At 69.5% G+C, this 24,174-nt stretch carries 23 protein-coding genes; 12 read left to right on the top strand and 11 right to left on the bottom strand.

Annotated features, from left to right (window positions below):
• Positions 1-2 precede the first annotated feature (2 nt).
• Positions 3-2,303: a malto-oligosyltrehalose synthase gene (treY, locus tag AC5Y2S_RS09130; RefSeq protein ID WP_499955602.1), complete on the top strand. Its 2,301-nt coding sequence runs from the start codon at positions 3-5 to the stop codon at positions 2,301-2,303.
• Entirely contained in the window at positions 2,296-4,029 is a 1,734-nt protein-coding gene (gene treZ, locus AC5Y2S_RS09125; RefSeq protein WP_499955600.1) for a malto-oligosyltrehalose trehalohydrolase, read from the top strand. The genes treY and treZ overlap by 8 nt, the downstream gene beginning before the upstream one ends.
• A gap of 6 nt (positions 4,030-4,035) precedes the next feature.
• Here treZ and vapC read toward each other — a convergent pair whose 3' ends face one another.
• Positions 4,036-4,440, bottom strand: a complete 405-nt coding sequence (gene vapC, locus AC5Y2S_RS09120) for a type II toxin-antitoxin system VapC family toxin (protein ID WP_499955598.1) — start codon at positions 4,438-4,440, stop codon at positions 4,036-4,038.
• On the bottom strand, positions 4,440-4,649 hold the full coding sequence (locus tag AC5Y2S_RS09115; RefSeq protein WP_197504313.1) for a type II toxin-antitoxin system VapB family antitoxin: 210 nt from the start codon (positions 4,647-4,649) through the stop codon (positions 4,440-4,442). The genes vapC and AC5Y2S_RS09115 overlap by 1 nt, the downstream gene beginning before the upstream one ends.
• Before the next feature lie 124 nt (positions 4,650-4,773).
• Between AC5Y2S_RS09115 and AC5Y2S_RS09110 the strand changes: the two genes are divergently transcribed.
• The 4 genes from AC5Y2S_RS09110 to AC5Y2S_RS09095 all read left to right on the top strand — a co-directional run bounded on the left by AC5Y2S_RS09110 (position 4,774) and on the right by AC5Y2S_RS09095 (position 7,378).
• Positions 4,774-5,019, top strand: a complete 246-nt coding sequence (locus AC5Y2S_RS09110) for an AbrB/MazE/SpoVT family DNA-binding domain-containing protein (RefSeq protein WP_499955596.1) — start codon at positions 4,774-4,776, stop codon at positions 5,017-5,019.
• A complete protein-coding gene (locus tag AC5Y2S_RS09105) occupies positions 5,003-5,425 on the top strand; it encodes a PIN domain-containing protein (RefSeq protein ID WP_499955594.1) in 423 nt (140 codons plus the stop codon). The genes AC5Y2S_RS09110 and AC5Y2S_RS09105 overlap by 17 nt, the downstream gene beginning before the upstream one ends.
• A gap of 66 nt (positions 5,426-5,491) precedes the next feature.
• Complete coding sequence (locus tag AC5Y2S_RS09100) at positions 5,492-6,787, top strand: DUF2786 domain-containing protein (protein WP_499955593.1); 1,296 nt, start codon at positions 5,492-5,494, stop codon at positions 6,785-6,787.
• On the top strand, positions 6,788-7,378 hold the full coding sequence (locus tag AC5Y2S_RS09095) for a mismatch-specific DNA-glycosylase (protein WP_499955591.1): 591 nt from the start codon (positions 6,788-6,790) through the stop codon (positions 7,376-7,378).
• On the opposite strand, the gene AC5Y2S_RS09090 is transcribed toward AC5Y2S_RS09095, so the two are convergent.
• A complete protein-coding gene (locus AC5Y2S_RS09090) occupies positions 7,356-8,669 on the bottom strand; it encodes an aminotransferase class I/II-fold pyridoxal phosphate-dependent enzyme (RefSeq protein WP_499955589.1) in 1,314 nt (437 codons plus the stop codon). The two genes, AC5Y2S_RS09095 and AC5Y2S_RS09090, sit on opposite strands and share 23 nt — an antisense overlap.
• Before the next feature lie 40 nt (positions 8,670-8,709).
• Between AC5Y2S_RS09090 and AC5Y2S_RS09085 the strand changes: the two genes are divergently transcribed.
• The gene (locus tag AC5Y2S_RS09085) at positions 8,710-9,369 is read left to right on the top strand and encodes a pyridoxamine 5'-phosphate oxidase family protein (protein WP_499955587.1); all 660 of its coding nucleotides are present in this window, start codon (positions 8,710-8,712) and stop codon (positions 9,367-9,369) included.
• Positions 9,370-9,439: 70 nt separating this feature from the next.
• Here AC5Y2S_RS09085 and ilvA read toward each other — a convergent pair whose 3' ends face one another.
• Genes ilvA through AC5Y2S_RS09070 form a run of 3 tightly spaced genes read right to left on the bottom strand, consistent with a single transcriptional unit; the run spans position 9,440 to position 11,769 of the window.
• A complete protein-coding gene (gene ilvA, locus AC5Y2S_RS09080; protein WP_499955585.1) occupies positions 9,440-10,723 on the bottom strand; it encodes a threonine ammonia-lyase in 1,284 nt (427 codons plus the stop codon).
• A 23-nt stretch (positions 10,724-10,746) separates the two neighbouring features.
• Positions 10,747-11,184, bottom strand: coding sequence for a nitroreductase family deazaflavin-dependent oxidoreductase (locus tag AC5Y2S_RS09075; RefSeq protein WP_499955583.1), 438 nt, complete (start codon positions 11,182-11,184; stop codon positions 10,747-10,749).
• 27 nt (positions 11,185-11,211) lie between these two features.
• Positions 11,212-11,769 (bottom strand): TetR/AcrR family transcriptional regulator, encoded by a 558-nt coding sequence (locus tag AC5Y2S_RS09070; RefSeq protein ID WP_499902022.1) that lies wholly within the window; start codon positions 11,767-11,769, stop codon positions 11,212-11,214.
• A gap of 92 nt (positions 11,770-11,861) precedes the next feature.
• Here AC5Y2S_RS09070 and AC5Y2S_RS09065 point away from each other — a divergent pair, with 92 nt between their 5' ends.
• A complete protein-coding gene (locus AC5Y2S_RS09065; RefSeq protein ID WP_499955582.1) occupies positions 11,862-12,269 on the top strand; it encodes a hypothetical protein in 408 nt (135 codons plus the stop codon).
• Positions 12,266-13,735: an FAD-dependent oxidoreductase gene (locus tag AC5Y2S_RS09060; protein WP_499955580.1), complete on the top strand. Its 1,470-nt coding sequence runs from the start codon at positions 12,266-12,268 to the stop codon at positions 13,733-13,735. The genes AC5Y2S_RS09065 and AC5Y2S_RS09060 overlap by 4 nt, the downstream gene beginning before the upstream one ends.
• A 19-nt stretch (positions 13,736-13,754) precedes the next feature.
• On the opposite strand, the gene AC5Y2S_RS09055 is transcribed toward AC5Y2S_RS09060, so the two are convergent.
• Genes AC5Y2S_RS09055 through AC5Y2S_RS09040 form a run of 4 tightly spaced genes read right to left on the bottom strand, consistent with a single transcriptional unit; the run spans position 13,755 to position 18,417 of the window.
• Positions 13,755-15,644: a lysophospholipid acyltransferase gene (locus AC5Y2S_RS09055; protein WP_499955578.1), complete on the bottom strand. Its 1,890-nt coding sequence runs from the start codon at positions 15,642-15,644 to the stop codon at positions 13,755-13,757.
• 14 nt (positions 15,645-15,658) lie between these two features.
• Positions 15,659-17,485 (bottom strand): fatty acid--CoA ligase FadD11, encoded by a 1,827-nt coding sequence (gene fadD11 / locus AC5Y2S_RS09050; protein WP_499955576.1) that lies wholly within the window; start codon positions 17,483-17,485, stop codon positions 15,659-15,661.
• Positions 17,486-17,524: 39 nt separating this feature from the next.
• The gene (locus AC5Y2S_RS09045; RefSeq protein WP_499955574.1) at positions 17,525-17,998 is read right to left on the bottom strand and encodes a VOC family protein; all 474 of its coding nucleotides are present in this window, start codon (positions 17,996-17,998) and stop codon (positions 17,525-17,527) included.
• Between the two features lie 17 nt (positions 17,999-18,015).
• Positions 18,016-18,417, bottom strand: a complete 402-nt coding sequence (locus AC5Y2S_RS09040; protein WP_499955572.1) for a helix-turn-helix domain-containing protein — start codon at positions 18,415-18,417, stop codon at positions 18,016-18,018.
• Between the two features lie 61 nt (positions 18,418-18,478).
• Between AC5Y2S_RS09040 and AC5Y2S_RS09035 the strand changes: the two genes are divergently transcribed.
• Complete coding sequence (locus tag AC5Y2S_RS09035) at positions 18,479-18,925, top strand: PPOX class F420-dependent oxidoreductase (RefSeq protein WP_499955570.1); 447 nt, start codon at positions 18,479-18,481, stop codon at positions 18,923-18,925.
• Entirely contained in the window at positions 18,922-19,869 is a 948-nt protein-coding gene (locus AC5Y2S_RS09030) for an MBL fold metallo-hydrolase (RefSeq protein ID WP_499955568.1), read from the top strand. Before AC5Y2S_RS09035 ends, AC5Y2S_RS09030 begins: the two co-directional genes overlap by 4 nt.
• On the opposite strand, the gene dnaE is transcribed toward AC5Y2S_RS09030, so the two are convergent.
• Positions 19,866-23,402: a DNA polymerase III subunit alpha gene (dnaE, locus tag AC5Y2S_RS09025; protein WP_499955566.1), complete on the bottom strand. Its 3,537-nt coding sequence runs from the start codon at positions 23,400-23,402 to the stop codon at positions 19,866-19,868. The genes AC5Y2S_RS09030 and dnaE overlap by 4 nt on opposite strands.
• A 102-nt stretch (positions 23,403-23,504) precedes the next feature.
• Between dnaE and AC5Y2S_RS09020 the strand changes: the two genes are divergently transcribed.
• On the top strand, positions 23,505-24,110 hold the full coding sequence (locus AC5Y2S_RS09020) for a TetR/AcrR family transcriptional regulator (RefSeq protein WP_499955564.1): 606 nt from the start codon (positions 23,505-23,507) through the stop codon (positions 24,108-24,110).
• Positions 24,111-24,174: the final 64 nt, after the last annotated feature.

The following is a 24,174-nucleotide window of genomic DNA, read 5'->3' as shown; positions in this document are numbered from 1 at the left end:
GCATGGCTTCACCCGTCCTGTCCACCTACCGGCTGCAGCTGCGTGGTGAATCCAGCGGGTTCGGGTTCACCTTCGAAGACGCCGAGCGCCTGCTGGATTACCTCAACGACCTCGGGGTGACCCATCTCTACCTCTCCCCCGTGCTGACCGCGGCCCGGGGATCGAACCACGGCTACGACGTCACCGATCCCACGACAGTCGCACCGGAGCTGGGCGGGGCCGACGGCCTGGCGCGGCTGTCGGCGGCGGCCCGGGCACGCGGCATGGGCCTGATCGTCGACATCGTGCCCAATCACGTCGGCATCGACGACCCCGAACAGAACGCGTGGTGGTGGGACGTGCTGCGGCACGGCCGGGCTTCGCGCTTTGCGGGGTTCTTCGACATCGACTGGGACCTCGACGAGGACGGCCGAATTGTGCTGCCAATACTGGGTTCCGACGACGACGCGGGCGACCTGAAGGTCGACGGCGACCGGCTGCGGCTCGGCGACCTCGCCCTGCCCATCGCCCCCGGCACCGGGGACGGCAGCGGCCCGCAGGTCCACGACCGCCAGCACTACCGGCTGGTGGGCTGGCGAAACGGAGTCACCGGCTACCGGCGCTTCTTCTCGATCACCTCGCTGGCCGGGCTGCGGCAGGAAGACCGCGCGGTGTTCGACGCCAGCCACGCCGAAGTCGCCCGCTGGTTCGACGAGGGACTGGTGGACGGCGTGCGCATCGACCACCCCGACGGATTGTCCGATCCCTGCGGCTATTTGGCCCGGCTGCGCGAGCTGCTCGGGCCGGACGCGTGGATCGTGATCGAGAAGATCCTCGCCGTCGACGAGGCCCTCGAGCCGACGCTGCCGGTGGCCGGCACCACCGGCTACGACGTGCTCCGTCAGGTGGGCGGCGTCTTCGTCGACCCGGCCGGCGAAGAGGCGCTCACCGCGCTGGCCGACTCGGCGGGGCTGGATTACGACGCCATGCCGGGCCTGCTCGCCGAGCTGAAGATCCGCGCCGCCACCGAAACCCTGGCCAGCGAGCTGGCCCGACTGCGGCGGGTGGTCGCGGCGACGGCGGGCACCGATCACCCGCTGCTGCCCGAGGCGGTCGCCGCCCTGCTCACGCACGTCGGCGTCTACCGCAGCGACTACCCCGGCCTGGCCGCGCTGCTGCCCACCGCGCTGGCCGAAACCCAGGCGCAGTCACCGCAATTGGGGCCCGCGCTGCAGGTGCTGGCCGCGGCGCTGGCCGAGGGCGGCGAGCCGGCCACCCGGCTGCAGCAGCTCTGCGGCGCGGTGACCGCCAAGGCCGTCGAGGACTGCCTGTTCTACCGCGACGCCCGGCTGGTCTCGCTCAACGAGGTGGGCGGCGAACCGCACCGCTTCGGCGTCGGCCTCGCGGAATTCCACCACAGCGCCGCCACCCGCGCGCGGTTGTGGCCGCACACGATGACGACGCTGACCACCCATGACACCAAGCGCGGCGAGGACGTGCGGGCCCGCATCGGCGTGCTGTCCCAGGTGCCGTCGCTGTGGACCGAGTTCCTGGCCCGCTGGGAGATCCGGGCCCCCTCGCCCGATCCCGCGACCGGACGGTTCCTGTGGCAGAACATCTTCGGGGTGTGGCCAGTGAACGGTCAGGTGACCGGGGAACTGCGCGCCCGGCTGCACGCCTACGCCGAGAAGGCCGTCCGGGAAGCGGCCTGGCACACCTCGTGGAACGATCCAAACGCCGCCTTCGAGGACGCGGTGCACCGCTGGCTGGATACCATCCTCGACGGCCCGGTGGCCGGCCAGCTGACCGAGCTTGTGGCCCAACTCAATCCGCACGCCGCGAGCGACGCGCTGGGCCAGAAGCTGCTCGCCCTCACCGTGCCCGGCACCCCCGACATCTACCAGGGCACCGAGCTGTGGGACGACAGCCTGGTCGACCCCGACAACCGGCGCGCCGTCGACTACGGCGCCCGCCGGACCGCCCTGAAAGACTTGCAGCACCCGAAGATTCGCGTCGTCGCCACGGCGCTCCGGCTGCGGCGCGCCCGCCCGGACACGTTCCTGCGAGGCGGCTACCGACCGGTGCTCGCCGACGGCGAGGCCAGCGACCACGTCGTGGCGTTTCGCCGCGCGGACGACGTGCTGGTCGCGGTGACCCGCTGGACCGTGCGGCTGGCGGAAACGGGGTGGGGCAACACCGTGCTGCCGCTGCCCGAGGGCACCTGGACCGACGCCCTGTCCGGCGCCGTGGCCAGCGGCGCGACCTCGGCGGCCCAGTTGTTCTCGGACCTGCCGGTCGTGCTGTTGGGGCGCCGGCATGACTGAGTTCCGGGTCTGGGCGCCCAAACCCGCGCTGGTGCGGCTCGACCTGGACGGCACGGTGCACCCGATGAGGCGCTCCGACGACGGCTGGTGGCACGCGGACGTCGATGCGCCGCCGGGGGCCCGGTACGGATACCTGCTCGACGACGACCCCACCGTGCTGCCCGACCCCCGCTCGCCCCGCCAGCCCGACGGCGTGCACGCCCGGTCGCAGCGCTGGGACCCCGCCGCCGCGGCCTGGACCGACGGCGACTGGGCGGGCCGGTCGGTCGAAGGGGCGGTGATCTACGAATTGCACCTGGGCACGTTCACCGCCGCCGGCACATTCGATTCGGCCGTCGAAAAGCTGGACCACTTGGTCGATCTCGGCGTCGACTTCGTCGAGCTGATGCCGGTGAACTCCTTCGCCGGCACCCACGGCTGGGGGTACGACGGCGTGCTGTGGTACAGCGTGCACGAACCCTACGGCGGCCCCGACGGCCTGGTCCGGTTCGTCGACGCTTGCCACGCGCGTGGCCTGGGGGTGCTGATCGACGCCGTGTTCAACCATCTCGGCCCGTCGGGGAACTACCTGCCGCGCTTCGGCCCCTACCTGTCGTCGGCGAGCAACCCGTGGGGCGAAGGCATCAACATCGCCGACGCCGACTCCGACGAGGTGCGCCGCTACATCATCGGCTGCGCGCTGCGCTGGATGCGCGACTTCCACGCCGACGGGCTGCGGCTCGACGCCGTGCACGCGCTGGTGGACACCACCGCCATCCACATTCTCGAGGAGCTCGCCGCCGAAACCGACCTACTGTCAAGCCAACTGGGCCGCCCACTGTCGCTGATCGCCGAAAGCGACCTCAACGACCCGCGGTTGATCACCCCGCGCGAGAGCAACGGCTACGGGCTGACCGCGCAGTGGGCCGACGACATCCACCACGCCATCCACACCGCCGTATCCGGCGAACGCCAGGGCTACTACGCCGACTTCGGTTCGCTGGCCACGCTGGCGGAAACGTTGCGGCGCGGCTACTTCCACGCCGGCACCTACTCGTCGTTCCGGCACCGCCGCCACGGGCGCCCGCTGGACACCACGGCGATCCCCGCCACCCGGCTGGTCGCCTATACCTGTACCCACGACCAGGTCGGCAACCGGGCGCTCGGAGATCGGCCCTCGCAGAACCTGACCGGCGGCCAGCTGGCGGTCAAGGCCGCCCTCGTCTTCGGGTCGCCCTACACCGCAATGCTTTTCATGGGCGAGGAATGGGCTGCGTCGACGCCGTTTCAGTTCTTCAGCTCGCATCCCGAACCGGAGTTGGCGCGGGCCACGGCCGAGGGCCGCAAGGCCGAATTCGCCGATCACGGCTGGAACGCCGACGACATCCCCGACCCCCAGGATCCCCAGACATTCCAGCGCTCCAAACTGCGCTGGGACGAGGTCGGCGCCGGCGAGCACGCCCGCCTGCTCGACACCTACCGCGAGCTGATCGCGCTGCGCCGCCGCGATGCCGATCTGGCCGACCCGTGGCTGGAGCACCTGATCGTCGAATACGACGAGGCCGAGCGCTGGATCACCATGCACCGCGGCCGGTTTCGCATCGCCTGCAACCTGGGCGCCGAGCCGGTCACGGTGCCGGTGACGGGCGAGCTGGTCCTCGCCTGGGGCGAACCGACGCTCGACGCCGAGTCCACCAAGCTGCCCGCGCATTCGTTCGCCATCCTGTCGGTGCGCGAGCCGACCTGAGCGCTCTCAGCGCACCGACGTGGCGTCGAGGCTGGTCATTTGCGCGATGACATCGAAGTCTGCATCGCGGTGGACGATGCGGGCACCATGGCGGATCGCGACCGACGCGATGAGACAGTCGTTGATGCTCCGAATCGTTTTCCCCGCGCGCCGGGCAGCCCGATAGATGTCGGCGGCCGCCCGAAAGTCGATCGCGTTGTCCAGGCCCAACGAGGGCAACCCGTTCACGAGCCGCTCGAGCATCACGTACGCGTTGTCGTTGGTCGCGCCGCTCAGGATTTCCATCGCGATGGGTTCGCACATCGCGATTTGACGCTCCTCCTCGGAGATCAGTCGGCGCACTTCGGCGGCGGCGGCAGAGCCGGTAGCGCGGAAGTATTCGATCCAAGCCGATGTGTCAACGAGGATCATCAGAACGTGGCGGGCCGTTCACTCCGCACGTCATCGAGGTCTCCGTCCCAGCCGACCCCTTCCAGCCCCAGCAGGAATTCGCGGGTCAACGGCTGACCAACCAACCGTCGCAGGGCGAGGTCAACGGCCGCTTTTTTGGTGGAGAGGCCGAACCTTCGCATTACCTCGGCGGCGAGTTCGTCGTCGATGTCGATGTTGGTGCGCGACATACACCAAGCGTACACATCGGACCGCGGACGGCCGATCACACCGCAGGCCGGTCCCTCGTGCCCGCGGCGCCAAGAGAGCTGCCTGTCAACGACGGTTTTGCCAATCGAATGGTAATGTAGTGCCATGAACGTGACCGTGGACCGACTGGGGCGGTTGGTCATTCCGAAGGCATTACGGGTCGCGCTGGGGATCACGCCCGACACACAGCTCGAATTGATTCCGGACGGATCTGGTCTGCGGATCGAGCCTGTGCAGCAGCGCGTCCGCCCGATCGAGACGCAAGACGGCCTTCCACTCCTCGGCCATGTGGAGGGTGCGGTGCTGACGGACGACGACGTGCGCCGGCTTCGCGATGACATCCAACGGTGAACTTTGGGCGTGCGACACCAGCGTCGCGGTCGCCGCTCTCGATTCGACCCACGAGGCGCACTCGGCGTGCCGTCGAGTGCTCGTTCAACGTCGCCCCGCGCTCGCGGGTCATGCGATGTTCGAGACGTATTCGGTGCTCACCCGACTTCCACTTCCGCTACGTCTGAATGCGGCCCAAGCGTCCTCGGTACTGGTGAGAGCGTTTCCAGCAGCGTGCTGGCTCGAGGCGAGTGCTACCAGCGATCTTTTCGAGCGACTTGACCACTTCGGCATCGTCGGCGGATCGGTCTATGACGCTCTCGTCGGCCATGCCGCGTCGACGAACCGACGCACACTACTCACCCGCGATCGTCGGGCAGAGCGCACCTACCGCTCACTCAACGTGCAATACGAGTTCGTTGACTGACCGTTTCGCCGCACGGCCCGGCGTGCCTGCCCCAGGGTGTCGGACCCGTTCGGAAGACTGCGGAACATGAGCAGACGCAACCGTGAGATGCGCACGGCCAAGCACAAGAACCGGCGCCGGGCAGCGTCCGCGCAAGAGCGCGTCGGCCCCAATCCGGGACCCGACCGCGCGCTGCTTCTCGAAAGCCTTGTCGTCGCGTTGAGCACGGCCGCCTCGTGCGCTCCCGAGCACGCGCCGCGTCACGCCGGAGAGCTGTTACGCGAGTTCGCGGCCTTCGCACGTGAGCTCGACGTTGCGGCTGACCTCGCCATTAACGAGGCCATCAGCGCAGCATGGGAGCACGGATGGCAACCATCCGACTTGCATGAAATCGCACGACGCAAACTCAAGCCGGCCGACGTCCGCTACCTCGATGAGGCCATCGTCGGTGAATGCCGGCGCTACGCCGCAGCGACATTGCACCCGGCCTGGCGCGCCGATCTCGCCCGTCTCGCACCCACAGCCGATTCAAGCGCACAACCGCCCCTTATGCGGCGGTGGGTCGCGTCGCACACGGTCGACCGGCGCGCGGCTGTCGCGGTCGTCCTCAAACTCCTGAATCTTCTCGGCAGACTCCCAGTGCTGGAAGTGCTCGTGCCGCCGCCAGGTACGCACCGGCACGTGACAACAGCGGTGAGTGATGCTGACGAAAGGGCTCTCGGCAAGGTGCGTGCACTATTGGCCAAAGCCGAAGCCACCGAGTTCGCGGACGAGGCGGAGGCACTTTCGGCCAAGGCCCAAGATCTCATGAGCAGGTACGCGCTGAGTGAAGCGCTGGCCCGTCACGACCGCGGCCGGAAGCCGGCCGCGACCGCGCGACGGATCTGGATCGACAACCCGTACGCCGCCGCCAAGGCGGCGTTGGTGCAAGTGGTGAGTAGGTCCAATCGTTGCCGCGCGGTGTGGGCCGAGCGCCTCGGATTCGTCACTGTCATCGGCTGCGAAACCGATCTCAACCTGGTCGAGCTGCTCAGCACGTCGCTGCTCGTACAAGCCAACCGAGCCATGCTCGGCGCGGGGCGCAACGCAAGTGCGCAAACACGTTCCAGGACATTTCGCCACTCGTTTCTTGTCGCCTACGCCCAACGCATTGGCGAACGGCTCGAGGGCGCGAGCGCATCGGTTGCCGCGGAGGCCAAAGGGGACGGTCGACTGCTTCCGGTGCTGGCGGCCAATAGCCTGGCGGCCGACGAACTCCTTTGTCGACTGTTCCCGTCGACGCTTCCTCGCGCGGTGTCAGTCTCCAACGGTGCCGGCTGGGGCGCAGGCCGCGCCGCGGCGAACATGGCCGTGTTCGACACGCGCGGTTCGATCGCGGGCTAGGTGGACGAGGCCCGGTTCACCCGCGACCAGCTGAAGCGGTTCGCCGGTGCAACCCTGCCGGACTTGATTTCCGATCGGGTCCGGCTGCTGTTCGTCGGGATCAATCCGGGCCTGAGAAGCGTTGCCGTGCAAGCCCATTTCGCTCCGCGCGGCAATCGGTTCTGGCCGGCGCTGTTCCGGGCCGGCGTCACCGATCATCTGATCGACGCGTCGTCCGGGTTTACCCCGGCCGATCGAGAATATTTGCTGGATCTCGGGATCGGCATCACGAGCCTCGTCGAGCGGGCCACCGCGGGCGCGGACGAGCTCACGGTCGCCGAATTCGTCGAGGGCAGGAACCGACTGGACAACACGGTTCGCGAGTACGCCCCGCGGGTTGTCGCTGTCCTGGGGGTCACCGCCTACCGCGACGCCTTCGGCGACCGACTGGCGAAGCCGGGCATTCAGGTGTCGCCCTACCCCGCCGCCGAGCTGTGGGTACTGCCGAATCCGAGCGGGCGCAACGCCCACGCGTCGTTGCCCAGCCTCGCGGCCGCCTACGGCGAGGTAGCCCGGGCCGCCGGCATCCCTACACGCTCGGCCGACCGGTAGCCAGTACCGCCTCGGCGATCGCGTCGGCCAGCGGATCGATCTCGCGCGCGCCCAGATCGGCGACGGTGACGCGGATTCCGGGTGCGGTGCGGATCCGGAACCGCGCCCCCGGCGCCGCGGCCCAACCCGCGCCGAGTAGCCGGGTGATCGCGACCGTCTCGTCGGGCACCGGGACCCATACGTTGAGCCCGGAGCGCCCGTGGGCGGCGACGTCGCGCCGGGCCAGCGCGGCGCGCAGTTGCGTCCGGTTATCGGCGTATTGCCTCTGGGCCCGGCCGACGAGGCGCGCTGCGGCCTCGTCGGACCACAGGCCCACGGCGAGATCCTGCAACAGGTGGCTCACCCAGCCCGGGCCGAGGCGCAGGCGGCCGTGCACGCGCTCGACGGTGCGGCGGTCCCCGGCGAGGACGGCGACCCGCAGGTCCGGGCCGTAGGCCTTGGACGCCGAGCGCACGAACGCCCAGTGGCCGGTCGATCCGGCCAGCGTCTGCAGCGGCGCCCCGGCGATGCCCGCGCAGTGGTCGTCCTCGACGAGCAGCACGTCGTCGGCGCGGGCGGTCAGCAATTCGCGCAGCGCGTCCGCGCGATCCGCGGACAGCGACGCACCGGTCGGGTTGTGCGCGCGGGTGGTGACGACCACGGCCCGCGCGCCGCGTCCGAGCGCCCGGGACAGGTCGGCAACCAGCGGGCCGTCGTCGTCGACGCGCACCGGCTCCGCCGAAAGGCCAAGGGCGGCAAGCAGATCTAGCAGGTTGGCCCAGCCCGGGTCCTCCACGGCCACCCGGTCGCCGGGCCGCAGGTGCGCGCTCAGCGCCCGCTCGATGCCATCGAGCGCGCCGCTGGTCACCGCCAGGTGATCGGCCGGGACGCCGTCCGCGGCGAGCGCCGCACGGGCGTGGTCGACCAACGCGGGCGACATCGCCGGCTCGCCGTACAGCAGCGGCCGGGGGCGCGGGACCCGGGCGGAGGCGATCGGGAGCAGCGCCGGGTCGGGGTTGCCGGTCGACAGGTCGCGCACGCCCGCGGGAACGTCGAGGCCCAGCAGCGAGCGGGGCGTCGTTGCCGGGCGGTGCCGCACCCGGGTGCCGCGCCGCCCCGCGGTCTCGACGGCCCCGCGATCGCGCAGCAGTCGGTAGGCCGCGGCCACGGTGTTGGCGTTCACGCCGAGCCGGCCCGCCAGGTCGCGGATCGGCGGCAACGCCTCACCCGGCGCCAGGGAGCCGTGCGAGATGGCCTCCTCGACGTTGGCGGCTATGGATTCCGCGCCCGTCCCCGTATATTGTACTGGCACGAGAGTAATTATGTACTAGGACAAACTAAAAGGCAATCCGTTGGAAACCGCATACCGCCCCACGCCCCGAACGACGCCCACCCGCTACCGCGAGCGCGCGCACTACGACCGCCCCACGGTCCACGCGATCCTGGACGAGGCCCTGATCTGTCACCTGGGCTACCCGGGCGCCGGCGGGCCGGTGGTGTTGCCGACGACGCACGCCCGCCTCGACGAGACCCTCTACATGCACGGTTCGACCGGCGGCGGCCCGGTGCTGGCCGCCCGGGCGGCCGCGGCATCGGGATCGGGCCTGCCGGTGTGCGTCACCGTCACCCTCGTCGACGGGCTGGTGCTGGCGCGCTCGGCCATGCACCATTCGGTGAACTTCCGCTCGGTGGTCGTGCTGGGCTCCGCGCGGGTGGTCGACGATCCCGCGGAGAAGTTGCGCGCGCTGCGCGGCCTGCTCGACCACATCCGGCCCGGGCGTGCCGACGACTGCCGCAATCCCAACGCACGCGAACTGGCCGCGACCGGCGTGCTCGCGCTGGACCTGGCCGAGGTCTCGGCCAAGGTGCGCGCCGACGGCCCGGCCGACGATCCGGAGGACCGCGCGTTGCCGCACTGGGCCGGCGTGGTGCCGCTGACCCTGACCACCGGAACCCCGGTGCCCGCCGACGACCTCGACCCCGCTATCCCGGTGCCGTCGTACCTGACATAACCACCCGCCGAGCGTGCGTGTTTGTGCGGCGGCACGCCGCGTTACGCGTGCAACTGCGCACGCTCGCGGCCTACAGGAGGTAGCGGTAGGCCGGCGAGCCGGGCTCGAGGGCCTCGACGTGAATTTCCGTCGCCCGCATCCGCGCCATCAGCCCGTCCAGGCCCGCGGCCGATCCCAGTTCGATCCCCACCAGCGCCTCACCGGTCTCCCGGTTGTTGCGCTTGACGTACTCGAACAGGGTGATGTCGTCGTTGGGCCCCAGCACCTCGTCGAGGAACCGGCGCAGCGCGCCCGGCTCCTGCGGGAAGTCCACCAGGAAGTAATGCTTGAGGCCGAGGTGCACCAGCGAGCGCTCCAGCACCTCGCCGTAGCGCGACACGTCGTTGTTGCCGCCCGAGATGAGGCACACCACCGTGGACCCGGGCTCGACGTTGGCCTCCAGCAGGCCCGCGACCGACAGCGCGCCCGCCGGTTCGGCGATGATGCCCTCGTTCTGGTAGAGGTCCAGCATGGCGGTGCACACCGCGCCCTCGTCGACCGCGGTGATCGACACCATGTCACCGGCGGCGGCCAGCGCGGCGTAGGTCAGCGTGCCCGCCCGCTTCACCGCGGCGCCGTCGACGAACTGGTCGACGTGGTCCAGCGTCACCGGCTCGCCGGCGGCCAGCGCGGCCATCATGGCCGCGGCCCCGGCCGGCTCGACGCCGAGCACCGCGGTGTTCGTGGTCCGTTCGGCCAGGTAGGTGGTGATGCCCGAGATGCAGCCGCCGCCGCCCACCGGGACCACGACCAGGTCGGGCTCGGCATCGAGTTGGTCGAGCAGCTCCAGGGCGATGGTGCCCTGCCCGGCCATGGTGCGCGGGTCGTCGTAGGGCGGCACCAGCGTGGCGCCGGTGCGCTGGACGTCGTCGAGCGCCGCCTCGGCGGCCAGGTCGTAGGTCGACCCGCCCACGATCAGCTCGATGAACTCCCCGCCGTGGTAGCGGATCCGGTCGCGCTTTTGCTTGGGCGTCTTGGCCGGCACGTAGACGCGGCCGTGCACCCCGAGCGCGCGGCAGGCGTAGGCGAAGCCCTGCGCGTGGTTGCCCGCCGACGAGCACACGACGCCCGCGGCCAGCTCCTCTTCGGACAGCTGCACCAGCAGGTTGTAGGCGCCGCGCAGCTTGTAGGAGCGCACCACCTGCAGGTCTTCGCGCTTGAGGTAGACCTGCGCGCCGGTGATCGCCGACAGCCGGTCGCTCGGCTGCAACGGGGTCGGCGTGACCACCGGGGCGATTCGCTGGGCCGCCGCGTCGATGTCGGCCGCTGAAATTACAGGCAGCGGTGACCTACTCTGGCTCAGTTCAGCGGACACCGATCAATGGTCCCATGCCGCCTTCAGCTGACCGGGCTGAGCACGAACACCGGGATCTGGCGGTCGGTCTTTTTCTGGTATTCGGCGTAGTCCGGGAAGGCCTCGACGGCGCGCTCCCACCAGGTGGCCTTCTCGTCGCCGGACACCTCGCGGGCGTCGTAGTCACGGGTGACGCCGCCGTCCTGCAGTTCGACGCGCGGGTTCTTCTTGATGTTGTGGTACCAGACCGGATTCTGCGGGGCCCCGCCGAGCGAGGCGACGACGGCGTACTCGCCGTCGTGCTCGACGCGCATGAGCGGGGTTTTGCGGATTTTGCCGGTCTTGGCCCCGACCGTGGTCAGCAGGATGATGGGTTTCCCCTTCATGTCCGCGGCCTCGGTCCCACCGGACGCGGCGTATTTGTCGGCCTGCTCGCGCGACCAATCCCAGGGCGACGGCACGTATTCACCTGTAAGCGGCATGTCACCAACTCTAGGCGGCGCTCCCGGCTAGGGCGCCGGGCCCGTGAGATAGCGCGCGAGCACCGGGCGCACCCATTCGGTCAGCGTCGCGTCGTCCATATCCGCCAGCGCCGGCACCCCAACGACGTTGCGGGCCATCGCAATTCCCAGCACCTGGGAGCCCACCAGCGCGGCCCGCTCGGCGGCGCGGTCGGGGGTGACGACCGCCAGCGCCGGAGCCACCTGCTCGACGAACACCTCGAGCAGCGCGTCGGCGGCAGCCCGGTTCGTCGCGGCCGCGCGCAGCAGCGGCAGGAAAGACCCGTGCGGGTCCCATACCCTGACGAACAGCGGCACCAGGACATCGGCCATCCGCTCGGGCGCGACGCCGGAGAGGTCGGGAAAGGTGACCTCGAGCCGGGAAACGGCGGCGAACAGGTCCGCCTTGCTGCCGAAGTAGTGCATGACCAGCGCGGGATCGACGCCGGCCTCCGACGCGATCGAGCGGATGGTGGTCCGCTCGAAGCCGTGGGCGGAGAACTGGGCGCGCGCGACGCGCTGGATCGTCGCGCGGGTGACCTTCCCGTCGCGCGTCTTAGCCGGCATGGGCGAATTGTATTCAACAACTGTTGACACCGCCAGCACCGAGGCCTACCGTCGAGTTCAACAACTGTTGAAGTCATCGAGGAGGCCCCGCTATGACCGTGACCGTCATCCAGATCGGACTCGATCCCGAGGTGATCGACTACTCGTCACCGGATTTCGCCCAATTCCCGGGGCTGTCCAGGGAGACGCTGCGGGCGGCCAACGACGACAACGTCGCGGGACTGCGGGCCGCCGGCTACGACGTGGACAACTGCCTGATCGACTTCGGTGCGGCGGGCGCCGACAAGGCCCGACATTGGCTGGAGGCCAAGCCCTACGACGCGGTGCTGATCGGAGCCGGGATTCGCCTCGTCCCCGGCAACACCCTGCTGTTCGAGTCGATCGTCAACGCCGCGCACGCGACGCAGCCCGGCTGCCGCTTCGTCTTCAACCGCGCGGCGGTCTCCACCCCTTGCGACATTCGCCGCTGGTTCCCCGCGCCGGAAGGAGCGGCCCGATGACCACCGTGCACACCGTCGACGTCCTGGTGGTTGGCGCGGGCCCGACGGGCCTGACCGCGGCCGGCGACCTGGCCCGCGCCGGGCGATCGGTGGCGGTGCTGGACCGCTGGCCCACCGCAAACCCATCGAGCCGCGCGTTCGCCACCATGGCCCGCACCCTCGAGGTCCTCGACGCCCGGGGGCTCGCCGACGACCTGTTGGCGCTCGGACACCGCGCCCCGGGCGTGAAACTGTTCGCCGGGGCCCGCATCGACCTGACCCATCTCGACTCGCCGTACCCGTTCGTGTTGGTGACCCCGCAGACCAACGTCGACGCGGCGCTGCACCGCTACGCGGCGGGCGAGGGCGCCGACATCCGTCGCGGCATCGAGGTGATCGCGCTCGGCCAGGACGCCGACGGCGTCACCGTCACCGCCCGGCCCAAAGACGACGGCGATCCGGCGCATCGGCAGACCTGGCGGTCGCGGTACGTGGTCGGTGCCGACGGCGCCCACAGCACCGTTAGAGCGTTGCTGGGCGCGGATTTTCCCGGCAAGACCGTGCTGACGTCGATCGTGCTGGCCGACGTCAAGCTCGCCGACGGCCCCACCGGCGGCGGCTTGACGGTCGGAGCCACCGGCGACGTCCTGGGGTTCCTGGCGCCCTACGACCGCCATGACGCGGACGGCTCGTGGTATCGGGCCATGGTGTGGGACCGCGACCACCAGGTGCCCGACAGTGAGCCCGTCGACAACAGCGAGATCGTCGACGTCCTTGCCCGGGCCATGCGCACCGATTTCGGCGTGATCGATGTCAGCTGGAGGTCCCGATTCCATTGCGACGAAAGACAAGTCGACCAATACCGGCACGGCCGGGTGTTCCTGGCCGGCGATGCCGCGCACGTGCACTCCCCGATGGGCGGCCAGGGCATGAACACCGGCATCCAGGACGCCGCCAACTTGGCCTGGAAGTTGGATGCCGTGCTGGGCGGCGCCGACGACCGATTGCTGGACTCCTACCACGACGAGCGACACCCGATCGGCAAACGCGTGCTGTTCCAGTCCGGATTGATGGCCCGCGCCGCCACACTGCACCCGCGGCCGGCGCGGTTGCTGCGTAACCTGTTGGCTCCCAGTCTGCTTCGGATCCCTGCGGTGCGAGACCGGGTGGCGGGCAGTTTCGCGGGCACGACGCTGCGTTACGGCCGCCGCGGGCTGGTCGGCACCCGCGCCACTCAGATACCCCTGGTCGAGGGACGGTTGACCGAGTTGCAACGCACGGGGGGATTTGTCTTGGTGCGCGAACACGGTGTCGCGCTCCTCGAGGCACCCGGGATGCTGCAGGCCGAGCGGGCCGACCGGGGTCCGGCCGTGCTGGTGCGCCCCGACGGGTACATCGCGTGGGCGGGACCGTCGGCCGAAACGCATCGGCTCCCTCGGGTGCCGGTCAAACGAGACAGCGCCTCTACTGAGGCACCTGTGGCGTGATCTTCCGCGGTCGCCGCGGCTAGGTCGCCGCCGTCCGGGCCAGCTCCGCGATGGTGTTGACGCGCCTGATTGCGGTGGCGATCTCGTCGGCGAACTCGCGCCGTCGCTGGGCGAGTTGCGGGTCCTCGAACGCGTCCACCAGCTCGCGGTGCCGGGCCAGCCGCAGCGCGGTCTTGAACAGCTCCATCGACCGCGACTCGGCGTTGGCGATCCTGCGCTGCAACTCCCACTGCTTGCCCACCTCGAGGCATTCGGTGAGAAAGACGTCCTCGTCAAACGATTCGTCGTCGTAGGCGGCCAGCCGGTCGGCGACGATGTGGTAGGCGTCCAGGAACGGACGCAACACCAGGTGCGCCAGCAGCAGGTCGGCCTTTTCCAGCAGCCCGCGCACGTCGGCGGCGGGGGCGGCCTTGCTGGTGTCCTCCACCCGCCCGATCAGGCGCACCTCGTCGGCCAGTTCCTTCTCGAACTGCGCCCGCGCGGAGAACAGGAACTCGAACTTCAGCAATTCGCGCAGGGCCAAGGCCTCGTCGCGAACGGCCGCCGGTGACACCAGCCGGTCCACCGAGTTCTCGGCGGCTTCGATGGCGGCCAGCAACGCGGTCTCGGCGATGGCGCGATCGACCATGATGTGGATGGCGGTGTTGCGGTAAAACGCCGCCACCAGGTGCTGGTCGGCGCCGATGCCCCAGACCGGTTCCGTGCCGGCGTCGTAGACGCTGACCACGCCCGAGGCGACGAGCTGGTGCAGGGTCCAGCGGATCGTCGAGCGGTTCGTCAGGTCGGCGGCGCCGGCCACGGTCCAATTCCGCGCCGCGATGTAGCTCGCCAGCGGGCGCACGGTGGCCAGCACCTCGCTGATGGACAACGACCGGTCCGCGCCGAGCAGCGCGAGGCTGACCACCGCGGTGGGGGTCACGGGGGTCGCGCGGTTGATCCGGTGCTCGACGTCCAGTGCGATGCGCTCGATCTCGGTGCCGGTCCCGGGCGCCGAGGTATCCAGGGCGCGCAACTCCTCGAGCCGCTTGCGCAGCGGCAGCGGTTCGCCGAAGTCCAGGTAGGCGCGCCCGAGTCGCTCGCCCTGCTGGCGCGCCAGCCGGACCAGGAACCGGAAATCCTCCGGCCGTTTGGCCGCACCATAGGCCTCGGTGGTCATCGCCTCCACCTCGTGCAGCTGGTCGTACACGATGGAGGTCGGCACCAAATAGACCTCGGGCCCGTCGATTTCGTCGACCGCGTCGCTGATGTAGCGCAGGATGCCGTACACCGGTGGCCGCAGCTTGCCGGTCCGGGTGCGGCCCCCTTCGATCGACCACGTGAGGTTGGCGTGGTTCTGCACCAGCTGGGCGGCGTAGGCGCGCAACACGAACCGGTACACCGGAATGTCCTTGGTCTGACGCCGGATGAAGATCGTGCCGGTGCGCTTGGCCCAGGCGCCCATCGGGAAGAAGTTCAGGTTCGCGCCGCCGAAGGTGAGCGCGGGCGAAAGCCGGTTGGCCTGGATCGACTCGGGCAGCAGCAGGCCGTCCAGGTAGGAGCGATGCGAAAAGGCAAACGCCAGAGTCGCTTTGCGGTCCAGCCTACGCAGTTGGGCGATCTGATCCTCGTCGACCAGGATGTCGTAGGCCCGCGTCAGCCAGCAACTGAAGCTGCGCCAGGCCCTGACGGCCCGCTCGTCCAGCGAGGGTGCCATCTCGCGCAGGTAGCCGGCGGCCTCGGCGCGCACGTCGTCCCGGTCGCGTCCGAGTTCCTCCGCCAACTTGGCCAGCCGCTCGTCGTACCACGGCGCCGCCAACAGCTCGACCACCTCGTCGGGGTCGGTCGGCAGCGGCATCGTCGACTCGTCCACCATGCCGGTTCGCTGCAGCAGCTTTCGCACCCCCGTGCGCCCGATTTCGCGCGCTGACACCGCCGGTCCCCCGCTCACGCCGGCTGCGCCGTCGCGGCTTCGGCCGGCTCGTGGACGTCGGGGTGCAGATCAGGAGAATAGAGTTCCTCGATCTCGCCCGCGTACTTCGCCATGATCGGCTTGCGCTTGAGCTTCATCGTGAGCGTGATCTCGTCCCCGCCCGGCTCCCACACGGTGGGCAGCACCCGGAAGCGCTTGATCTGTTCCACCCGGGACAGTTTGGCGTTGCCCTCGGCCACACCCGCGGCGATCTGCGCGATGACCTCCGGATGGGTGGCCAGCGCCGCCGGCGAGGCGTCCGAGAGGCCGCACTGTGCCGCGTACGGTCCGACCGAGTCGGCGTCGAAGACCATCAGGGCGGCGTTGTACGGTCGGCCGTCCCCAATAGTGATCATCACGCCGACCATCGGGCAGGCGGCCAGCACGGTGGTCTCAATGTTGGCCGGCGACATGTTCTTTCCGGCCGCGTTGATGATCAACTCCTTCTTGCGGTCGACCACCCGCAGATAGCCCTCGGCGTCGACCTCGAAGATGTCACCGGTGTGCAGCCAGCCGTCCTCGTCGATCGCCTCGGCGGTCTTGGCGGGTTCCTTGCGGTAGCCCCTCATCACCAGCGGACCGCGGACCAGAAACTCGCCGTCGTCGGCGATCTTGCCCTCCAGACCGGGCAGCAATTTGCCGACGGTGCCCAGGCGCGCGTCACCCGGATTGCTCACGGTGGCCACGCAACTCAGCTCCGACATCCCCCAGACCTCGGCGATCGGGATGCCGATGCTGAGGAAGAAGGCCAGTGTCTCGATGGGAATCGGCGCCGCACCGGAAACCGCCCAGCGCAGTTCCCCGAAGCCGAGCCGCTCCCGCAGCTTCGACAGCACCAGTTCGTCGGCCTTGGCCCACTCATCGGCCAGCTCGTCCGACATCTCCTCGCCGGCCACCAGGGCTTCGGCGCGTTTGGCGGCCACCGACATCGCCCACTGCAAGGCCTGCCGCTTGACTTCGTCAGTCTCGTGGGTCACGGCGAATTCGATTGCGGCCTTGAGCTTTTCCCATACCCGCGGGACGGCGCCCCACACCGTGGGCCGCACGTCGGGCAGCGCGGCGGCGATGGCGCGCGCGTCCGAGACCACCGTGACCTGGGTGCCGAACACCTCCAGGCCGTAGAGCGCCATCACCCGGTCGGCGATGTGCGCCGTCGGGAGGAACGACGTGCCCCGGTCGCCGAACCGGGCCGGCAAGACCGAGTTGAGGGCGAACATCTCGAACAGCAGGTTGGCATGCGTCATCTCCACGCCCTTGGGGTTCCCGGTCGTCCCGGACGTGTAGATGAGCGTGACGACGTCGTCGGGTTGCACCGCCCGCCAGGTGGATTCAAAGTCGAAGTCGTCGCGTGCGGCGGCATAGAGGTCCTCGACCGAGATGGTGCCCGGCGGCGAGCCGTCGATGCAGACGATGTGCTCGATGGGCGCGCCGCTGGCGCGGATGCGGTCGACGTACTGCTCCTCGCAGATCGCGACCTTGGTGCCGGCGTTGTCGAACAGGTAGGTCAGCTGCTCGGCGGGCAGCGTGTTGTAGACCGAAAACGAAACGGCGCCAAGGTGTTGGGCGCCGATCTCGAACGGGTAGAACTCGATCCGGTTGGCCATCATCAGCGACACCGTGTCGCCCCGCCCCACCCCCAGGCCCGCCAGGCCCGCGGCGACCTTGCGTACCTGCTCCGCGAGTTCGCGCCACGTCAGCGTCTGGGTGCCGCCGGGCGTCCGGAGCGCTACGGCATCGGGGTCGATGGACGCGGTGCGCTGGAAGGCCTCACAGAGGGTGGCCGGACCGTCGGTTGTCGTCATTCCGTGAGCGTACGTCGGCGGGTTGTGGCGCGGAACACATCACCTGGCATCCGGCCGCCAGAGCTGCACGGTGCTCGACGCGCCGCCGGGCAATTCGAGCAGTTCGATGGGGGTGCCGTCGGGATCGTGGATGAAGAACATCCGCACGCCGCCGATGTCGACGGGCGGCTCGGCCCGGACGTCGGGGTGGTGGCGCCGAACGATGTCGTAGGCCGCGTCGAGATCGTCGACCCGGAACGACATGTTGGTGTAGCCCAGGTGCGGGCCGCTCGGGGACTCCGGGACCGCGCCCAACGACAGCAGCTCGACCATGGCGGCGCCGATCAGCCCGCCCACCATGCGGCCCTGTTGCGCCGCCCCACCGGTCACCGAGTCCAACCCGGCCCCGGCCAGCTCGACGTCGAACACCACGTCCATGCCCAGGACCGCGGTGTAGAACGCCACGGACGCCTCGATGTCGGAGACGCCGATGCAGATGTGCGAGAAGTTCTGGACGGCGATCGGGTGGGTCATTGCTGCTCCTTAAGTTGCTAGATGGCGTACGGCACCGACGGCGCGGTGTGAATCCCGCAGGTGCAGGCGTTAATCGACGGACACGTGCAGCGCATCCCCCACTCGATGACGGCCCGCGCTCGGGCCAGCGACTCCAGCTGCGCGTCGATCTCCGCCAGCTTTGCCTCGGCCAGGGCCCGGCTGGTGGGACGTCCGGGCGCGTCGTCGGCGAACAGCAGCTGGATCTCTTCCAGGGCGAAGCCGGCGGACTTGCACAGGCGGATCACCTCGAGCCGGGTGAGCACCGAATCGTCGTAGCGGCGCTGACCGCCCAGCCGCGCCGGCGCCGAAACCAGGCCGATCTGCTCGTAGTAGCGCAGCGTCGTGGCCGCGACCCCGGCCCGGCGCGCCACCTCCCCGATCGTCAGGCTTGGGGCCATCGCCGCCTCCCGAGAACTCGATGCTTGACTTAGAGCTAACTCTAAGTCGTTGACTGGGATCATGCACCCTTCAGCGCTCGACGAACTGAGCCACGCCCGCTACGCCCTGCTCCGGTCCTTCCGCCGCGACGGAACCCCGGTCGACACCCCGATCTGGTTCGGGCTGGACGGCGACGGCCTGGTGTTCCGGACCAAGGTGGGGCCGAAGACGCGGCGGCTGGCCGCGCGCCGCGACGTCGAACTCGCCGCCTGCGACTACCGGGGCCGGGTGCGCCCGGGCGCGGCGACGCTCGCCGGGCGGGCGACGATCCTGTCGGGCGCCGACGCCGAGCGGGCCAACCGCGTGCTGCACCGGCGCTACGGCTGGCAGTGGAACGTCGTCCCGCTGATCAAGGTTCCGGGCGTGACCAACGTCCACCAGGACCTGTGCGTCCGCGAAAAGCTGCACCGCGCCCGCGACCGCCGCGTCTGGGCCGACAGCGCCATCGTGCGGGTGGAGCTGCCATGACCGCCACGAAGGCCGGACTGCCCGACCCCGTCCGCTCCCCCACCGTCCTCGAATGCTGCAGCGCCGCAGCCGGACTCGTTCGCGGCCTGGTGCGGCCCAGGCGCCTCGACCGGCGGCTCGTCCGCAGCATCGCCGACGCGGGGCTGCCCGATCCCCGCGGCACCGTCGCGGTGACCGCGCTGCCACAGGTGCCCCGCTCGGTGCCGACCGCCGCGATCGTCGAGGGCACGTTCCGCCCTGCGCGCGTGGAGAACTCGCTGACGTCGTTCATCGTCACGCACCCGAAAGCCACGTTCATCGTCGACCCCGCCGTGTGCACCGACGTCGAGCAGCGGGCGATCGCCCAACTGCCCGCGGTGCTGCGCGTCGCGGTCCGCCCGCCCGCGGACACCATTCCCACCGTCACCGCGCTGGCGCGGCTGCCCGAAACACCGCGCCTGGATTTCGCGTTGCCCACCCACGCGCATTGGGACCACGTGTCGGGGCTGCTGGACCTGCCCCAGCTTCCAGTTTTACTGCACCGCAAGGAAAACGAGTGGATCGGCGCCGGCGCGGTCGCGCCCGTGGGCGGTGTCCGCGATGCCCTGCGCGACCGGCCCCGCACCGAATACGACCTGGACGGTCCGCCGGTGCTGACCTTCGCCGCAAGCCACGACCTCTTCGGCGACAACTCCGTCCTGCTGGTGGACCTGGCCGGGCACACCCCGGGCAGCGTCGGGGTGCTCGCGCACACCCGCCGGGGGTGGATCCTGATCGCCGGCGACGCCGCCTGGCACCAACTGCAGATCGAGAAGGTCCGCCAAAAGTCAAGCTTCCCAGGGGCTTTGGTAGATGTCGATCGCGACGAGACCTTCCGGACGCTGCACCGCCTGCACCTGGCGCGGCACGCGGTGACGATCATCCCGACCCACGACCATCAGGCGGCGCAGCAGCTGCCGGCCTAAAGACCCAGGCAGCCCGGGCCCAGCAGCTCCTTGAGGTCGCCCATCAGCGCCGGCGACGGCGTCACCCGCAGCGAGGCATCCAGCTCGAGCGTGGTGATCCGGTCCCCACTGATCAGTCGCAGGTGCACCTGCGACGTCCCGGGATGGCGCGCCAGCACCTGCTTGAGCGCGCTCACCTTGTCGATGGTGCACTGGCGCGTCGGCATGCTGACCGCCAGCGGCCGGTCCGGCTGGGCGTTGGAAAAGTCCGGCACCACAAGCTCGTTGGCGATCAACGCGATCCGGTCGTCGCGGATCGCGACCTTGGCGTTGATCAACACCACCGCGTCGTCGACGATCTCGGCGCCGAAGGTGGAGTACGCGTGCGGGAAGAACATCACCTCGATGCCACCCGTGAGGTCCTCCAATTGCGCCGAGGCCCAGGGCATTCCGTTCTTGTTGACCCGCCGGTTCACCGACGCAAGGATGCCGCCAACGCGCACCTGGGTGTCGTTGGGGACGTCGCCGTCGAGGATCGCCGGGATCGCGGTGTCGACCTGCGCGGTCAGCAGGTGCGCCACCCGGTTGAGGGGGTGCCCGGACACGTACAGCCCCAGCATCTCCCGCTCGAGGGCCAGCTTGTGCTTGTCCTCCCACTCGTCGTCGGGCACCTTGATGGTGAACACGGAGTCGGTGGTGCCGGCCTCGCCGCCGCCGAAGAGGTCGAACTGCCCCATCGCCTCGGCCTTCTTGGTGCCCAGCACGGAGTCGACGGCGTCGGTGTGGACCAGGAACAGGCCCTTGCGGGCGTGGCCCAGCGAGTCGAACGCGCCGGCCTTGATCAGCGACTCGGTGACCTTCTTGTTGCACGCCGAGACGTCGATCTTGTTGAGGTAGTCCGAGAAGTCGGTGAACTTGCCCTTCTCGCCGCGGGTGCTGATCAGCGAGCTCACCACGTTCGCGCCGACGTTGCGCACCGCGCCCAACCCGTAGCGGATGTCGGCGCCCACCGACGCGAAGTTCAGGCCGGACTCGTTGACGTCCGGCGGCAGCACCGTGATGCCCAGCTTGCGGCAGTCGGCGAGGTAGACGGCGGCCTTGTCCTTGTCGTCGCCGACCGACGTCAGCAGGCCGGCCATGTACTCGGCGGCGTAGTTGGCCTTGAGGTAGGCGGTCCAGTAGGAGACCAGGCCGTAGCCCGCGGCGTGCGACTTGTTGAATGCGTAGTCGGCGAACGGAAGGATGGTGTCCCACAACGCCTTGATGGCGCCGGCGGAGAACCCGTTGGCCTTCATGCCGTCGGAGAAGCCCTCGAACTCCTTCTCCAGGACCTCGCGTTTCTTCTTGCCCATGGCCTTGCGCAGAATGTCGGCTCGGGCCAGCGAGTAGCTGGCCACCTTCTGCGCGATGCGCATGATCTGCTCCTGATACACGATCAGGCCGTAGGTCTCGGCGAGGATCTCGCGCAGCGGTTCCTCGAGCTCGGGGTGGATGGGTTTGATCGCCTGGCGCCCGTTCTTGCGGTCGGCGTAGTCGTTGTGGGCGTTCATGCCCATCGGCCCGGGCCGGTACAGCGCGAGCACCGCGACGATGTCCTCGAACCCGGTCGGTTGCATGCGGCGCAGCAGGTCGCGCATGGGCCCGCCGTCGAGCTGGAACACCCCGAGCGTGTCGCCGCGGCCCAGCAGCTCGTAGGTGGCCTTGTCGTCCAGCGGCACGGACTCCAGGTCGAGGTCAATTCCCTTGTTGGCCTTGATGTTCTCGATCGCGTCGCCGATGATCGTCAGGTTGCGCAGGCCCAGGAAGTCCATCTTCAGCAGGCCGATGGCCTCGCACGACGGGTAGTCCCAGCCGGTGATGATGGCCCCGTCCTGCGGGCGCTTCCACAGCGGGATCGCCTCGGTCAGGGGCTCGCTGCTCATGATCACCGCGCAGGCGTGCACGCCCGCGTTACGGATCAGGCCCTCCAGGCCGCGCGCTGTCTGGTAGATGGTGCGCACGTCCGGGTCGGTTTCGATCAGGCCGCGGACCTCGGCGGCCTCCTTGTAGCGCTCGTGGTTCGGGTCGGTGATGCCGGACAGCGGGATGTCCTTGGCCATGATCGCCGGCGGCAGCGCCTTGGTGATCCGGTCGGCGATGGCGAAGCCCGGCTGGCCGTAGTGGATGCGCGCCGAATCCTTCAGCGCCGCCTTGGTTTTGATGGTGCCGAACGTGATCACCTGGGCCACCCGGTCGGAGCCCCACTTGTCGGCGGCGTAGCGCACCATCTCGCCGCGGCGGCGGTCGTCGAAGTCGATGTCGATGTCGGGCATCGACGTGCGCTCGGGGTTGAGGAACCGCTCGAACAGCAGCCCGTGCGGGATCGGGTCGATGTCGGTGATGCCCAGCGCGTAGGCCACCAGGGATCCGGCGGCCGAGCCGCGGCCGGGCCCGACCCGGATGCCCACCGACCGCGCGTAGTTGATCAGGTCGGCGACGATCAGGAAGTACGACGGGAAGCCCTTGTCGCAGATGACCCCGATCTCGTAGGCCGCCCGCTGTGCGTAGCCGTCCGGCGGGCCCGCGGGAAACCGCCGGGCCAGCCCGGCGTCCACCTCGTGGCGCAGCCAGGACGCCTGGTCGTGCCCGTCGGGCACCGGAAAGACCGGCATCCGGTCGCGCGGCTGCCACACCTCGTCGTAGGGCTGGACGCGCTCGGCGATCAACAGCGTCGAATCGCAGGCGCCGGGCACCTCGTCGTCCCAGATCTGGCGCATCTCGGCGGCCGACTTCAGGTAATAGCCGTCGCCGTCGAATTTGAACCGGTTGGGATCCGACAGCGTCTTGCCCGTCTGCACGCACAACAGCGCCTCGTGGTTGTGGGCGGCGTCGCGGGTCACGTAGTGGCAGTCGTTCGTCGCCAACGGGGGAATCCCGAGCTTCCGGCCGATCTCGAGCAGCCCCTCGCGGACCCGGCGTTCGATGGACAGCCCGTGGTCCATCAGCTCGAGGAAGTAGTTGTCCGGCCCGACGATCTCGCGCCACTTGGCGGCCGACTCCAGCGCCTCGCGGTCGTGTCCCAGCCGCAGCCGGGTCTGCACCTCGCCCGACGGGCAGCCGGTGGTGATGATGATGCCCTCGGCGTGTTCGGCGATCAGCTCGGCGTCCATCCGCGACCACTTGCTGAGCTGGCCCTCGAAGGAGGCGAGGGAGGACAGCTTGAACAGGTTGCGCAGGCCGGTGGCGTTCTCGGCCACCATCGTCAGGTGCGTGTAGGAGCCGCTGCCGGAGACGTCGTCGGACTTCTGGCTGGGATCTCCCCAGGTGACGCGGCGGGTGTCGAAGCGTGAGCCCGGCGCGATGTACGCCTCCACCCCGATGATGGGCTTGATCCCGGCCCTGGTCGCCTCGTTGTAGAACTCGCTGGCCCCAAACATGTTGCCGTGGTCAGTCATCCCGACCGCGGGCATCTGCAGCCGATCGACCTCGGCGAGCATCGGCGCGATCTTCGCGGCACCGTCCAGCATCGAGTACTCGGTGTGGTTGTGCAGGTGCACGAACGACGACTGGTCCATAGGGACGCCAGTGTATGACCGACTACCGACGCTTCCCCGGCGTGTCGCGTCGTGTGTCTCTTAACTCCGCTGTTTGGCACCTGCGGATTTAAGGTGGGCGCTATGACCCAGGCCGCCGACCCGTTCGCGGGGCCGCCGTGGTCACCGCGGGAGGCCGAGCTGCTCGCGGTGACGCTGCGCCTGTTGCAGGAGCACGGGTACGACGGGTTGACGGTCGACGCCGTGGCCAGCGAAGCCCGCGCCAGCAAGGCCACGGTGTACCGGCGCTGGCCCTCGAAGGCCGAGTTGGTGCTGGCCGCCTTCATCGAGGGCGTCCGCCAGGTCGCGGTCCCGCCGGAAACCGGCACGTTGCGCGGGGACCTGCTGCAAGTCGGGGAGAAGATCTGCCACCAGGGCCCGCAGCTCGCCAGCACCGTCCGCGCGGTGTTGGTGGAGGCGTCGCGCGACCCCGCCCTCAGCGACGCGCTGCAGCACCAGTTCCTCGATCAGCGCAAGGCCCTGCTCCTGCACGTGCTGCGCCAGGCGGTCGACCGCGGCGAGATCCCCGAGGACGCGGCCGCCGACGAGCTCTGGGACGTGTTGCCCGGCTACCTGATTTACCGCTCGATCATCCCTGGGAAACCGCCCACCCGCCGCACCGTGCAAGCCCTCGTCGACGGCTTCATCATTCCCGGACTCACCCGCCACCACGGATATCAGGCCAGTTGATAGATGAGGCGCAAAGTGTACGTTCACGTCTCTTGTGCAGTACTCATCAGTACCGTAAGGTCAT

Source organism: Mycobacterium sp. NGS69 (assembly GCF_059812165.1).
Note: the sequence above shows the minus strand (reverse complement) of the source record. Positions and strands in the feature narration are given on the sequence as shown.

Coding starts and splice junctions, on each gene's coding strand:
- vapC (WP_499955598.1), bottom strand. CDS start 4,440: ATGATCCTCGTTGACACATCGGCTTGGATCGAATACTTCCGCGCTACC.
- AC5Y2S_RS09030 (WP_499955568.1), top strand. CDS start 18,922: ATGACCGCCACGAAGGCCGGACTGCCCGACCCCGTCCGCTCCCCCACC.
- AC5Y2S_RS09070 (WP_499902022.1), bottom strand. CDS start 11,769: ATGCCGGCTAAGACGCGCGACGGGAAGGTCACCCGCGCGACGATCCAG.
- AC5Y2S_RS09115 (WP_197504313.1), bottom strand. CDS start 4,649: ATGTCGCGCACCAACATCGACATCGACGACGAACTCGCCGCCGAGGTA.
- treZ (WP_499955600.1), top strand. CDS start 2,296: ATGACTGAGTTCCGGGTCTGGGCGCCCAAACCCGCGCTGGTGCGGCTC.
- AC5Y2S_RS09040 (WP_499955572.1), bottom strand. CDS start 18,417: ATGGCCCCAAGCCTGACGATCGGGGAGGTGGCGCGCCGGGCCGGGGTC.
- treY (WP_499955602.1), top strand. CDS start 3: ATGGCTTCACCCGTCCTGTCCACCTACCGGCTGCAGCTGCGTGGTGAA.
- AC5Y2S_RS09060 (WP_499955580.1), top strand. CDS start 12,266: ATGACCACCGTGCACACCGTCGACGTCCTGGTGGTTGGCGCGGGCCCG.
- AC5Y2S_RS09035 (WP_499955570.1), top strand. CDS start 18,479: ATGCACCCTTCAGCGCTCGACGAACTGAGCCACGCCCGCTACGCCCTG.
- AC5Y2S_RS09105 (WP_499955594.1), top strand. CDS start 5,003: ATGACATCCAACGGTGAACTTTGGGCGTGCGACACCAGCGTCGCGGTC.
- AC5Y2S_RS09075 (WP_499955583.1), bottom strand. CDS start 11,184: ATGCCGCTTACAGGTGAATACGTGCCGTCGCCCTGGGATTGGTCGCGC.
- AC5Y2S_RS09065 (WP_499955582.1), top strand. CDS start 11,862: ATGACCGTGACCGTCATCCAGATCGGACTCGATCCCGAGGTGATCGAC.
- AC5Y2S_RS09020 (WP_499955564.1), top strand. CDS start 23,505: ATGACCCAGGCCGCCGACCCGTTCGCGGGGCCGCCGTGGTCACCGCGG.
- AC5Y2S_RS09100 (WP_499955593.1), top strand. CDS start 5,492: ATGAGCAGACGCAACCGTGAGATGCGCACGGCCAAGCACAAGAACCGG.
- AC5Y2S_RS09045 (WP_499955574.1), bottom strand. CDS start 17,998: ATGACCCACCCGATCGCCGTCCAGAACTTCTCGCACATCTGCATCGGC.
- dnaE (WP_499955566.1), bottom strand. CDS start 23,402: ATGGACCAGTCGTCGTTCGTGCACCTGCACAACCACACCGAGTACTCG.
- fadD11 (WP_499955576.1), bottom strand. CDS start 17,485: ATGACGACAACCGACGGTCCGGCCACCCTCTGTGAGGCCTTCCAGCGC.
- AC5Y2S_RS09110 (WP_499955596.1), top strand. CDS start 4,774: ATGAACGTGACCGTGGACCGACTGGGGCGGTTGGTCATTCCGAAGGCA.